We start from the raw sequence: 12,473 nt of genomic DNA, 5'->3' as shown, positions 1-12,473 counted from the left end.
TGCCCTGGGGAATCCATGCATGCTTGTTTCAAACGCTACGGCGAGGCAGCCCTCGTCGCTGTGGAGCGATCTTGCGATTGCTGTGCTGGCGGTCGGTGCGATCGCTGGCGCCATCCTGGGTGCAGCGGGGACGGCGGACGGCTGGCACTGGCTGCATTGGGTGTGCAAGCCGCTGACGACGGTGCTGATCCTGTGGTCGGCTTGGCGCGCCGAACCGCCGGTGTCCCTGCGCTATCGGCGCTGGATGGTGGTGGGCATGCTGTTTTCGCTGGCCGGTGACGTCTTTCTGATGTTGCCGCGCGACGCTTTCGTACCCGGCCTGGTCGCGTTCCTGATGGCGCACGCCTGCTTTATCCGGGCGTTTCTGGACGACAGCCGATTTGCCGGATACCCACTGGGCATGCTGGCATGCGTGGCCTATGGCGCACTGAATCTGTGGGCGCTGTGGCCTTCGCTGCCGTCGGCGCTGTATGTGCCAGTGATGGTCTATGTGCTGGTGCTGGCGAGCATGGGCGGGCAGGCGGTGGTACGGGCGCGGCAGCATGCGCGCGACGCGCTGGCCCGGTCGGCGCAATGGGCCATGACGGGCGCACTGTTGTTCATGGTCAGCGATACACTGCTGGCGTGGAACCGGTTCCGCATCGCCATTCCGCTGTCGGCGCTGTGGGTGCTGGCGATGTATTACGCCGCGTTGTGGTGTCTGGCGCGGTCGGTTCGACGGGGCGGCGAAGTGGCATGAACACGCAGGAAACCATTATCAGCTTGGCCACGCCGGTGTTCTTTGCGTTGATCGCGATGGAACTGCTGGTGGCCAAACTGCGCCGTCGCACCGTGTACCACAGCACCGACGCCATCAACAGCCTGGGCCTGGGCGTGATCTCGCAGATCGTGGCGGTGTTCAGCAAGCTGCTGACGCTGGGCATTTACGCATGGTGCGTGACGCATTTCGCTGTGTTTTCGCTGCCGGCGAACAGCGTGTGGGTGTGGATCAGCGCGCTGCTGTTCTACGACCTCTGCTATTACTGGCTGCATCGCGCCGGCCACGAAGTGAACCTGCTGTGGGCAGCGCACGTGGTGCATCACCAGAGCGAGGACTACAACCTGTCCACCGCGCTGCGCCAGACCGGCAGCGGCGTGTTGCTCGGCTGGCTGTTCTATCTGCCGATGGCCATCGTGGGTTATCCGCTGGAAGTGTTCGTGGTGGTGGCGCTGATCGATCTGCTTTACCAGTTCTGGGTGCATACCGAGCTGGTAGGGCGGCTGGGCTGGTTCGACCGCGTCTTCTGCTCGCCGTCCAACCATCGCGCGCATCACGCGGTGAACGATCGGTATCTGGACAGGAATTACGGCGGCATCCTGATCGTGTGGGATCGCCTGTTCGGCACCTTCGTGGAAGAAGACGACAACGATCCGCCCATCTATGGCACGCGCTCGCCGCTGCGCAGCTGGAACCCGTTGTGGGCCAACGCCGAGGTGTACTGGGCGACGTTGAAGGATGCATGGCATGCGCGTCGCTGGCGCGACAAGCTGCTGGTGTGGTTCAAGCCGCCGGGCTGGCGGCCGGGGGATGTCGCAGAGCGCTACCCCAAGCCTGATTTTGATATCCAGCGCGAGCGCTACCAGCCGATGTTGTCGCGCGGGCTAACCATCTACAGCCTGGTGCAGTTTGCGTTGCTGCTGGGCATGGCGGTGCAGTTTCTGGATCTGGCCAAGCATCTGGCGGCGTGGTCGCTGGTGGGTTATGCGGTGTTCCTGGTGCTGAGTCTCACGGCGTTGGGAGCGCTGACGGAAGGGCGGCGCGCTGGCGTGGGTCTGGAGCTGGCACGGTTGGCGGTGACGGCGGTGATTCCGCTGGTCACTGGTGGTTGGTTTGGTGTGCCGCAGCTGCCTGTGGGCATGATTGGTGCGCTGGTGGCCATTTCGGCACTGAGTGCGGTGGCGGTTGGCTGGTTGGCTGTTTCCTCTGCTCGCAGAGCTGGTACGGAGAAGCCCATTCCGGGGTAACCGAGCTCGAGCCCGTCATCCCAGCGCCTGTGTACCGTGCGAAAGACGCTGGATTCCAGCTTTCGCTGGAATGACGGCATGTATGTGCGTGGCCGCCAACACCCCCGCGGCGCAACTGCAGCATGGCATGGGCGGGGGCATTCGCTATGATCGCGGCTCATTTCCCGGGGATGAGCTGATGGGTGTCTTAAGTAAATTGGTGCGCCACAAACCTGTGGAGCTGTTGCAGGCCGAGGCCGGCAAGCGGGGCGATTTCCGCCGCGTGCTGGGGTTGTGGCAGCTCACCGCCATCGGAATCGGCGGCATTATCGGCGTGGGCGTGTTCGTGCTGGCCGGCCAGCAGGCGGCCATCAACGCCGGTCCTGCGGTGGTCATTTCCTTCCTGATCGCCGGTATCGCCAGCGCGGCTGCTGCACTTTGCTACGCCGAGTTTGCGGGGTTGATTCCGGTAACCGGCAGTGCTTACACCTACGGTTACGCCGTGCTCGGCGAGTTGGCGGCGTGGCTGATCGGCTGGGACCTCTTGTTGGAGTACGCGCTGATCGTGGCGGTGGTGGCCATTGGTTGGTCCGGGTATGTCCAGTCGGCACTCACCAGCGTCGGCATCCATCTGCCGGTATGGGCGCAGGGCGCAGTCGGCACCGGTGAGGGGCACGTATTCAACGTCATCGCCGCCCTGGTGACCCTCGGGGTCTCCGCGCTGCTGACCATGCGTACCGAATGGGGCGCACGCTTCAATACGCTGGTGGTGACCATCAAGGTCGCTGCGGTCGCATTGGTTATTGGCGTTGGCGTGTTCTACGTCAAAGCGGAGAACTGGGTTCCGTTCATACCTGAGCGGATTTTTGATGCCAAGGGCATCGGCCACTTCGGATTCCAGGGCGTGGCAACGGCGGCAGCCGTGGTGTTTTTTGCGGTGTTCGGCTACGACACGCTGACGACGGCGGCGGAAGAATCGAAGAATCCACAGCGCGATCTGCCGCGCGCCGTGCTGCTATCGCTTGCCATTTCGATGACGATGTATCTTGCCGTGTCGCTGGTGCTGACAGGCATCGCGCACTACAGCACCCTCAATACCGACGCCCCCGTGGCCGACGCGTTCAAGGGTCTGGGCTTGCACTGGGTGGCGTTGACCGTGTCAGTGTCGGCGGTATTCGGTCTCATCAGCGTGCTATTTGCTTTCATGCTGGGCGCGTCGCGCATCTGGTATGCGCTGGCACGCGATGGATTGTTGCCGGGCTGGTTTGCACACGTGCATCCGCGCTACGGCACCCCGCACCGCCCAACCATCGCGCTGGGTGTGTTTACGGCCGTGGTTGCGGGCTCTACACCGATTCAGAAAGTGGCCGAATTGGTCAATATCGGCGTGCTTTCGGCCTTCATTGTGATCTGCAGCTCGGTCATGATCCTGCGTAAACGCAAGCCGGATCTGCATCGTGCATTCCGCACCCCGCTGGTGCCGCTGGTGCCGCTGATTGGTATCGCATTCTCGATCTGGCTTCTGGCGGAACTACCGGCGATCACGTGGGAGGTGTTCCTGATCTGGGTGAGCCTGGGTCTGATCATTTACTTCACCTACGGCATGCACCACAGCAAGCTCGAGAAGCAGCAGTAAAGCAAAGCTATCGGTAGGAGCGCACTTGTGCGCGACCGTCAGGCAACATGCTGGCGAGACGCAGGTTGGTCGCGCACAAGTGCGCTCCTACAGGAAAAGCGTGGTGTCTGGCGGAATGCCGGTGCTATCGCCCAAAGAAAAACGGCCGCTTGCGCGGCCGTTTTTTTGTTTCCAACACTAAGCGATGCTTAGAAGCGGTATTCCACCGAAGCGGAGTAGGTCGCGATGTTGGTGTTGGCCTGCGACAGGCTGGTGTCGCGGCCGTACTTCACGTGGTAGTTGTCGTAGTTCAGCGCCAGGCTGACGTTCTTGGTCACGTCGTAGCCCACGCCTGCACCGGCGTACCAGCCGTTGTTCCAGCTGGTCTGCTTGGCGACGTTGGAGTCACCCACGGTGACACCGGCGCTGGTGCGCGAACGCAGGTAGCCGCCGTGACCGGTGACGTACCAGTTGTTGTAGAAGTTGTACTTGGCGGTCACGCCGAGCTGAGCAGCGCGCGGCTTGGCCCAGGCGCTGACGTCGCCGACGTTGTTCTTGACCTTGCCCAGGTCGACGTAGCCGGCTTCGGCGCCGACGATGCCGTTCCAGCGCCAGCCGAAACGCAGGTCGTAGAAGCGATCGCTCTTATCGGAGACACCGCCAATGCGGTAGTTGCTCTGGCCCAGGTTGCCAGCAACAAAGAAGTTGTCCAGCTGGTTGTTCTCATCGGCCTTGGCAGCAAACGGCGCAACAGCAGCGACGGCCAAAGCGGCCGCAATGAAGGTCTTGTACATGGAGTACTCCATTTCTTTCTTGTGATCCATCGCAACCAAAGGGGGATTGTTGCGACAGTCCGCGTGGGGATCGCGGTGATGAAAGGATACGGGTTTTTAACGTCTTTAGCCCGATTTCGGCATCTGCGGGATGGGCGAGGTTCAGACACTGCCATGACGAATGGCAGGGTGTGAGAAGCGTCAACGCACACTAGCATCGAAGGTTCATGTTTCGTGCAGCAACGCTCTGCACAGCTCGATTTTCGTAGGAGAACCTCTTGAAAGCTTCACGTCTCGCGTCAGCCATCCTCGCTTCCAGCATCGGCCTGTGCAGTTTTGTCGCACTCGCCGATGTGCCTGCGCCGAAGGACATTCCGTTCGACGGCACTCTGAAGATTCATGTGGATGCGACGGATCTGGCACATCGCGTGTTTCGCGTGCGTGAGACCGTGCCGGCACAGCCGGGTCCGCTGACGCTGCTGTATCCGCAGTGGTTGCCGGGTAATCACTCGCCGACGGGAGCCATCGACAAGCTGGCCGGCCTGGTGGTGAAGGCGAACGGCAAGACGCTGGCGTGGAAGCGCGACCCGCTCAACGTGTATGCGTTCCATGTCGACGTGCCGGAAGGCGCGAGCAGCGTGGATGTGGAGTTCCAGTTCCTCTCTGCGCAGGACACCCGTCAGGGCCGCGTGGTGATGACGCCGGAGATGCTCAACCTGCAGTGGAACTCGGTGTCGCTGTACCCGGCGGGCTATTTCTCCAGGAACATCAAGGCCGAAACCAGCGTGACATTGCCGACCGGTTGGCAGTACGGCAGTGCGCTGGAAATGGCGTCGCGCGACGGTGACACCGTGCGCTTCAAGCCGATCCACTACAGCGATCTGGTGGATTCGCCGATCTACGCCGGCAAGTACTTCAAGCGTGTGGATCTCGATCCGGGCGCGAAGGCGCCGGTGTTCCTCAATATCGTGGCGGACGATCCGAAGTTTCTCGAGATCAAGCCCGAACAGCTGAAGGTGCATCAAAACCTGGTGCAGCAGATGTACAAGCTGTACGGCGCGCACCACTACGATCACTACGATTTCCTGTTCTCGCTGAGCGAAAAGATGTCCGGCAACGGCCTGGAGCATCACCGTTCCAGCGAGAATGGCGTGGGCACCGGCTATTTCACCGAGTGGGACAAGAATGTGATCGTGCGCGATTTGTTGTCGCACGAGTTCAACCACTCGTGGGACGGCAAGTACCGCCGCGGCGCGGATCTGGCCACGCCGAACTTCAACGTACCCATGCAGAACAGCCTGCTGTGGGTGTACGAAGGCCAGACCCAGTTCTGGGGCTACGTGATGGCGGCGCGCTCGGGCCTGTGGAAGCAGGAGCAAGCGCTGGACATGCTGGCCAACGTCGCCGCCACCTATGACCAGGGCCGACCGGGCCTGGCGCAGTGGCGCAATATCCAGGACACCACCAACGATCCGATCATCGCGATGCGCCGCCCGCTGCCGTACCGCAACTACCAGATGAGCGAGGACTACTATTCCGGCGGTCAGATGATCTGGCTGGAAGTGGACAGCAAGCTGCGCGATCTCACGGGCAACAAGCGCTCCATCGACGATTTCGCCAAGTCGTTCTTCGGTATGGAGAACGGCAAGTGGGACGTTAACCCCTACACGTTCGAAGACGTGGTGAAGACGCTCAACGACATCGCGCCGTTCGACTGGGCGCCGTATCTGCGCGAGCGCCTGGATGGTCATGGTCCGCTGATCGGGGGTTTCGAAGCCAACGGTTGGAAGCTGGTCTACAACGACAAGCCGTCTGACGTGGTCAAGGCGTTGGAGACCCGCGTGGGTGGCGCCAATCTGACGTATTCGCTGGGCGTGTCGATGGGCAAGGCCGGAGACATTGTCGACGTGCTGTGGGATGGCCCTGCCTTCAAGGCTGGGCTGGCGCCGGGCATGAAGGTGATTGCGGTGAATGGCAAGGAGTATTCCAACGACGCCATCAAGGATGCGGTCACTGCAGCGGCGAAGGATAAGGGTCAGGCGGTGGAGTTGTTGGTGAAGGATTTTGATGAGTACAAGACGTTGCGGATCGATTACCACGGTGGATTGAAGTATCCGCATCTGGAGCGGGTGGCCGGGAAGCCGGATCGGCTTTCGGAGTTGCTCAAGGCGCGCTGACGTGCGGCGCTCTCTTCCTCTCCCTTTCGGGGAGAAGGTTGGGGTGAGGGGTGGGTGCTCGCGATACCGCGAGTGCTCGGGAGAATGCGTGTCCCCCTCACCGTCGCATACCCCCTCACCGTCATCCCTGCGAAGGCAGGGATCCAGTGACTTTGCTCTTGGCCTTGAACGTGGCGCTCCCGCCAGCGTGCCACCTACGCGGCGGGCGTTTCGATCGTCTGCCGACGCTCGAGTCACTTTTCTTTTGCTGGCCCAAAAGAAAAGTAACCCAAAGAAAACGGCCTCAAGAGCGGGGTTGTCGTAGCGTCGTGTTGAATACGAGCTTTGCCTGCTGCGAAGCCCGGATCGTCACGATCGCCCGACAGCCAGTACGGCTACACCGCAACGCGCCATCGCGGAGAGGGCTTAAAGCTGTCGCTGGCTTCGTTAGTCATTAAGGAAGCGAGCGAAGCACGACACTTCTCCCTCTCCCCTCCGGGGAGAGGGCCGGGGTGAGGGGTCAATCTTGGCGCAGTCCTTCCGCAAAACGGCCCTGTAAGCCCGTTTCGCCAGAACCCTACCCCCTCATGGGCTCCCGCCCCCAACTCCGCTATACTGCGCGTCCGCCGTACCGGGAGCTTTGGCTCCACGGACGCGCCAACGCTTATGCGCCCGTAGCTCAGCCGGATAGAGTAGTGGCTTCCGAAGCCATTGGTCGGGGGTTCGAATCCCTCCGGGCGCGCCATCTCCTCGCGTCGTTGCCAGCCCATTCCGGGCTACTCACGCACATCGCCATTCCTCTACACCCCATTGGCTAACCTGCTCGTAGTGGCTGGTCGGGTCGTTCGGGTCATCCGCGCCTGGTCGAGTGGGGTGCGACATCCGATTCGTGCTGCGGTCATTTGAAAATCACCTGCATGAGCCGTATATTAGATGTATCGAATATATGCATATAACGGAGTAACCGCATGCACCCGTGGGTACTCTCCGCCGTGGGCGGGGTATTGATTGGCTTGTCGGCCGTGCTGTTGATGGGCGCGCTGGGCCGCATTGCCGGCATCAGTGGCATTGCGAGCGGTCTGGTGGCTGGTGCGAGTGATCGTGGCTGGCGTGTGGCGTTTGTGGTGGGCCTGGTGGCTGGGCCGCTGCTGTTGCTGCTGTTGCGTGGCGACAGTGGCATCGGTGCGCCGCAGGTGTCGTTGCCGTGGATGGCGGTGGCGGGCCTGCTGGTGGGCTTTGGCACGCGCCTGGGGGGCGGTTGCACAAGTGGTCACGGGGTCTGCGGCATGGCGCGCCTTTCGCCGCGTTCATTGGCGGCGACCGTGGTGTTCATGGTGGTGGGTGTCGCAACCGTGTTCGTGATGCGTCATCTGCTGGGAGGTGCGGGCGCATGAAAATTGGGATGGCATGTCTTGCAGGCCTGTTGTTCGGGCTTGGCTTAAGTCTTGGCGGCATGACGCAGCCGGCGGTGGTGCTCGGCTTCCTCGATCTCTTCGGAAACTGGAATCCGCGTCTGCTGTTCGTGATGGGCGGCGCTGTGCTGACCACCGCGATCGGCTATCGGCTGGTGTGGGGACGGGCGCGGCCGTGGTTTGAATCCGAATTCAGGGTGCCGGCTGCACGGCAGATCGACACCCGTCTGCTGCTGGGCGCTGCCGTGTTCGGTCTCGGCTGGGGTATCGCCGGTTATTGTCCGGGCCCGGCGCTGGCGTCGCTCGGCGGTGGATGGGTACCGGTGGTGACACTGGTGGCGATGATGGTGTTGGGTTGGTGGCTTGCCGCGAAACTGCCGGCGCGCGCAAAAACAACGAAGTGAGATGCAAGCGATGAATCGTCCAGACGTAAAAGCATTCTTTGATGAACCGACCAACACCTTCAGTTACGTGGTGTGGGATCCCACCACGCAAAAGGCAGCGGTGATCGACAGCGTGCTCGACTACGACGCGGCTTCGGGCCGTACGAACCACGCCTCGGCTGACGCCATCGTCGATTTCGTGAAGGCGCAAGGCTTGGCGGTGGAGTGGGTGATCGATACGCACGTGCACGCCGATCACCTGTCGGCGGCGCCTTATGTGCAGTCGCGCCTGGGCGGCAGGCTTGGTATCGGTGAGCATATCCGCACGGTGCAGGAGACCTTCGGCAAGTTGTTCAATGCAAATGACGAATTCCGCGCGGACGGCAGTCAGTTCGATCATCTGTTCAAGGATGGCGAACATTATCGTGTGGGTTCCATCGAGGCCGTGGCTTTGCACACGCCGGGTCACACGCCGGCCTGCATGACGCATGTGATCGGCGATGCCGCCTTCGTCGGCGATACATTGTTTATGCCCGACTACGGCACCGCACGATGCGATTTTCCCGGTGGCGATGCCCGCACGCTTTACCATTCCATCCATCGCATCTTTGAGCTGCCAGAAGAGACGCGCGTCTTCCTGTGCCACGATTACAAGACGGCAGCTCGCGACACCTACGTACACGAAACCACCGTGGGCGAAGAACGGCGCGCGAATATTCACGTGCGAGATGGCGTCGATGAAGAGGCCTTCGTGAGCATGCGCACGACCCGCGACGCGACGCTGTCGGTGCCGCGCCTGCTGCTGCCTTCGGTGCAGGTGAACATGCGTGGCGGCCAGCTGCCAGCGGCGGAGGACAACGGCGTGCGCTATCTCAAGATACCGTTGGACGCATTCTGAGGATGCCGGCGTTATGAATCGTCCCGCAAAATCCGCGCCATCGCGTGCCCGCAAAACTGCCATGAGCATGGAAGTCATGCAGCGGCACGCGGACGAGGCGGTGGCAGCACTCAAGGCTCTGGGCAGCCCTAATCGCCTGATGCTGGTGTGTCAGTTGCTGGATGGCGAGCGCTCGGTGAACGAGCTGGCCGAAGCGCTGGAGCTGGCGCAAAGCGTGGTGTCGCAGCATCTGTCGCTGATGCGCCGCGATGGTCTGGTAGCCGGTCGCCGGGAAGGTCAATCGATCTACTACGCCATCGCGGACGAGCGCGTGCACGCGCTCATGGCGAAGCTGTTTGAGCTGTATTGCGTGGAAGAGTGAGACGGGCGATGCGTCCCTCTGCCGACCCTCTCCCCGCAAGGGGGAGAGGGCGCAAAAAGTGGTTGATGCTGATTAGTGGTGGCGAATCTTCTTCTCGAAGGCCTTGACCTGTTTCTCGGCCTCGTCGCGCGCCATGCCGTAGCGCTCCTGCAGTTTGCCTGAGAGGTACTCGGCGTTGCCCTCGGCTACTCTCAGGTCATCGTCGGTGAGTTTGCCCCAGTGTTGCTTGATTTGACCACCAAGCTGTTTCCACTGACCCTGGATGGTGTCTTGATTCATGGTGTGTCCTCGTTATGCGGGCGGAATGCAATGCGCATTGCAGGGCGCAATTCGAGCAGCGCCTGAGTTAAGTGCACGTGGCCGTGGTGTCGACTGTGGTGGAAACGTTCATGGGCGTATGCCGGCGCCTGATATGACGTTCGCATTTCGTCGACATGAAAGATGCGTCGATGGCGTCTCGTAGGGCTAGCGACAGGCTGACGAAGCCTGAGGCAAACGGCGTACAGCCGTGTGTTTGTCGGTACGGTCTACTGGCTACGGGCTGCTTTCGGCTCGTTTCTCAACATCACGGAGGGGCGCGACATGAGTTCTGTTCTGCAGCGTGGAGTCAGCCGTACGGGTTGGATTCTGGTGTTCTACGGCATCATCTCGATACTGTTCGGGATCAGCGCATTGCTCTGGCCGGGCAAAACGGCGGTGGCCATTGCGTGGGCGTTTGGTGTGATGGCCGTGGCTGAAGGCATCATCAGCGTGTTTGCCTTGTTCCAGCGACACGTCGCCGTGTCACGCGGCTGGCTGGTGCTTTATGCCATTGCATCGCTTTTGTTCGGTGTGTTGGCCATCATGCACCCGGTCGCGGTGCTTAATGTGCTGCTGATCTTTATTGCTGCTTGGCTGATTGTGGCCGGCGTGTACCGCATCATCTTCGCCATTCGCGTGCGCAAGGAAATCACCGGTGAATGGATGATTGCGCTGAGTGGCGTACTGGCGATTCTGCTTGGCGTGCTGTTTGCGGCTTACCCTGCGGCAGGATTGTTGACTCTGGCGGTGTGGATCGGAGCAGCGGCGCTGGTTTATGGCGTGCTGCAGCTCATCGCCGGTGTAAAGGTGTATCGCTGGAAGCGAGCGCTTTAACGACATCGCCAATATCCTCAAACGAAAAAGGCGCCAAGGGCGCCTTTTTCGTTAGTGGGAGACAGGGTCGGCTTCAACTTCGTACGTCGAAATCTTCCGTGGCGACGGCTTGCCCGTTGAGAGTGATGACCACCTTGTACTTGCCCTTCGGCCACGGATTCGGGTTCTGCACACTGAACGTGGTGATGGCCGGACCGTCGGTGGCGATCGACTCGGTGGTGCTGGTGAAGGTTTCATCCTTGCCGTCCACGTAGCTCCACTTGGCGTTCAATGTGGCGCTGTCGGTGGCGCCGGTGGTGGCGACGCTGGCGTAAATAGCCTTGTCCTCAGGCGCAAAGTGGCGCTGTTCCTTGCTGATGGCGTTGGCACTGTCGACCTGGCTGCCGATGGTGACGGCCGCTACGCGGATGCTTGCCGGCTTGAGGCTGGCGGACTTGCCCGAGGTGCTGGCGGGCGCTGGTGCCGTGCTGGCGGGTGCCGGCGCGGTACTGGCCGGCGGTGTGGCAGGTGTGGCGGCGGGTGCCGGCGCGGCCGGAGCCGGTGCACTGGCGGCAGGCGTGGTCGGCGTCGTGTTGGACGCTGGCTCCTGCTTGCCGCACGCGCTGAGCATCAGCAGGCCGGCAAGGGTCGCGCAGTACAAAGCGGTGTTGCGTGCCTGAATGTTCATGACTGACCCCGTGGCTGGTGGCGGACACACACCCGGCAACGCCGACGTCGCCGGGTGCCCAAGTACGCACAGGCTAGTCCCGTGGGACTGAAGCCCCGATTACCAGTAGCCTTTTTTCAACATGGCCTTCACGCGGTCAAAAGTCGCAGCGCGCGTTTACTGGCGCGCGCCGCGGGGGTTGCCCGGCGTGCTCTTGCCCGTGCTGCGATAGGGGTTGATGTCCAGGCCGCCACGCCGCGTGTAGCGCGCATAGACGCTGAGTTGCTCGGGGTGGCAGCGTTCCATCACGTCCACGAAAATGCGCTCCACGCACTGCTCATGGAACTCATTGTGGTTGCGGAACGACACCAGGTAACGCAGCAGGCCGGCCTGGTCGATAGGGGCGCCGCGATAGCGAATCTGCACGCTGCCCCAGTCGGGCTGGCCCGTTACCGGACAGTTGGAGCGCAGCAGGTTTGACACCAGTGCCTCTTCAATCACCGACTGCGTAGCGTCCACATGCAGGTAATCCGCGCGCGGTGGGCCGTAGTCGTCGATATCCAGCGCCTGCTCGTCGATCAGCTGCCCTTCAAGGTCGGCGACCGCATGCTCCTGCGCACGTGCCTTGCTCAGCAGCACTTCCACCGGTGCCCCGGCGGCAGCGGATAGATCGCGCTCCAGCGTGGCAACCAACGTCGCGGTATCAGCGATGCGCTCCTGCGAGAAACCGTTGAGATAAAGCTTGAACGACTTCGACTCGATGATATTGGGCGATGCCGCCGGCACGCGGAATTCCGCGAGCGCCACGATCGGCTTGCCTCGCGCATCCAGCCACGAAAGCTCGTAGGCGTTCCAGATATCCACGCCGTGGAACGGCAACGGTTCGGAGACGCCAATCTCCTCGCGCTTGGCGATGCGAGGAATGGGAAACAACAGGGTGGGGTCGTAGCGGTCGGCGTAGACCGTCACCTTGCCAAGCAGGGAGTGTTCGGGGGTAGTCATCCGCTTATTGTACCGCCGCCCGTCACCCGGCATCGCAGGAAGCTGCGGTACGCAACCATGACCACTGACCCGGTTCAGCAGGGCGCGGGGGTTCCTATAGTCTTGCCTTG

13 protein-coding genes and 1 tRNA gene are annotated in these 12,473 nt (G+C 61.8%); 10 read left to right on the top strand and 4 right to left on the bottom strand.

The window, feature by feature from the left end:
• Positions 1-19: 19 nt before the first annotated feature.
• The 3 genes from AC0GUR_RS12130 (at position 20) to AC0GUR_RS12120 (ending at position 3,619) form a co-directional block, all read left to right on the top strand.
• Positions 20-739 (top strand): lysoplasmalogenase, encoded by a 720-nt coding sequence (locus AC0GUR_RS12130; RefSeq protein WP_472877741.1) that lies wholly within the window; start codon positions 20-22, stop codon positions 737-739.
• Positions 736-2,004 carry a sterol desaturase family protein gene (locus AC0GUR_RS12125; RefSeq protein WP_472877740.1) on the top strand — a complete coding sequence of 423 codons (1,269 nt, stop codon included), beginning with the start codon at positions 736-738 and terminating at the stop codon, positions 2,002-2,004. Before AC0GUR_RS12130 ends, AC0GUR_RS12125 begins: the two co-directional genes overlap by 4 nt.
• A gap of 178 nt (positions 2,005-2,182) precedes the next feature.
• Complete coding sequence (locus AC0GUR_RS12120) at positions 2,183-3,619, top strand: amino acid permease (protein ID WP_472877918.1); 1,437 nt, start codon at positions 2,183-2,185, stop codon at positions 3,617-3,619.
• 188 nt (positions 3,620-3,807) lie between these two features.
• Here the strand turns inward: AC0GUR_RS12120 and AC0GUR_RS12115 are convergent, their stop codons facing one another.
• Positions 3,808-4,392, bottom strand: coding sequence for an outer membrane protein (locus AC0GUR_RS12115; RefSeq protein WP_472877739.1), 585 nt, complete (start codon positions 4,390-4,392; stop codon positions 3,808-3,810).
• Between the two features lie 284 nt (positions 4,393-4,676).
• Here AC0GUR_RS12115 and AC0GUR_RS12110 point away from each other — a divergent pair, with 284 nt between their 5' ends.
• The 6 genes from AC0GUR_RS12110 (at position 4,677) to AC0GUR_RS12085 (ending at position 9,581) form a co-directional block, all read left to right on the top strand.
• Complete coding sequence (locus tag AC0GUR_RS12110; protein WP_472877917.1) at positions 4,677-6,548, top strand: M61 family metallopeptidase; 1,872 nt, start codon at positions 4,677-4,679, stop codon at positions 6,546-6,548.
• 647 nt (positions 6,549-7,195) lie between these two features.
• A tRNA-Arg gene (locus AC0GUR_RS12105) sits at positions 7,196-7,272 on the top strand.
• Between the two features lie 223 nt (positions 7,273-7,495).
• Positions 7,496-7,921, top strand: coding sequence for a YeeE/YedE family protein (locus AC0GUR_RS12100; protein ID WP_472877738.1), 426 nt, complete (start codon positions 7,496-7,498; stop codon positions 7,919-7,921).
• Positions 7,918-8,343 (top strand): DUF6691 family protein, encoded by a 426-nt coding sequence (locus AC0GUR_RS12095; RefSeq protein ID WP_472877737.1) that lies wholly within the window; start codon positions 7,918-7,920, stop codon positions 8,341-8,343. Before AC0GUR_RS12100 ends, AC0GUR_RS12095 begins: the two co-directional genes overlap by 4 nt.
• 10 nt (positions 8,344-8,353) lie before the next feature.
• The gene (locus tag AC0GUR_RS12090; RefSeq protein WP_472877736.1) at positions 8,354-9,220 is read left to right on the top strand and encodes an MBL fold metallo-hydrolase; all 867 of its coding nucleotides are present in this window, start codon (positions 8,354-8,356) and stop codon (positions 9,218-9,220) included.
• Positions 9,221-9,233: 13 nt separating this feature from the next.
• Positions 9,234-9,581 (top strand): ArsR/SmtB family transcription factor, encoded by a 348-nt coding sequence (locus AC0GUR_RS12085; RefSeq protein ID WP_472877735.1) that lies wholly within the window; start codon positions 9,234-9,236, stop codon positions 9,579-9,581.
• A gap of 72 nt (positions 9,582-9,653) precedes the next feature.
• Here AC0GUR_RS12085 and AC0GUR_RS12080 read toward each other — a convergent pair whose 3' ends face one another.
• Positions 9,654-9,860, bottom strand: a complete 207-nt coding sequence (locus AC0GUR_RS12080; protein ID WP_472877734.1) for a CsbD family protein — start codon at positions 9,858-9,860, stop codon at positions 9,654-9,656.
• Between the two features lie 303 nt (positions 9,861-10,163).
• On the opposite strand from AC0GUR_RS12080, the gene AC0GUR_RS12075 reads away from it, so the two are divergent.
• Positions 10,164-10,715, top strand: coding sequence for an HdeD family acid-resistance protein (locus AC0GUR_RS12075; protein WP_472877733.1), 552 nt, complete (start codon positions 10,164-10,166; stop codon positions 10,713-10,715).
• Positions 10,716-10,788: 73 nt separating this feature from the next.
• On the opposite strand, the gene AC0GUR_RS12070 is transcribed toward AC0GUR_RS12075, so the two are convergent.
• Positions 10,789-11,382, bottom strand: a complete 594-nt coding sequence (locus tag AC0GUR_RS12070) for a hypothetical protein (RefSeq protein ID WP_472877732.1) — start codon at positions 11,380-11,382, stop codon at positions 10,789-10,791.
• A gap of 156 nt (positions 11,383-11,538) precedes the next feature.
• Entirely contained in the window at positions 11,539-12,363 is an 825-nt protein-coding gene (queF, locus tag AC0GUR_RS12065) for an NADPH-dependent 7-cyano-7-deazaguanine reductase QueF (protein ID WP_472877731.1), read from the bottom strand.
• Positions 12,364-12,473 lie beyond the last annotated feature (110 nt).

It is taken from the genome of Dyella sp. PARNA 12/25 (genome assembly GCF_055702865.1).
This window is presented reverse-complemented; position numbering and strand designations above follow the sequence as displayed.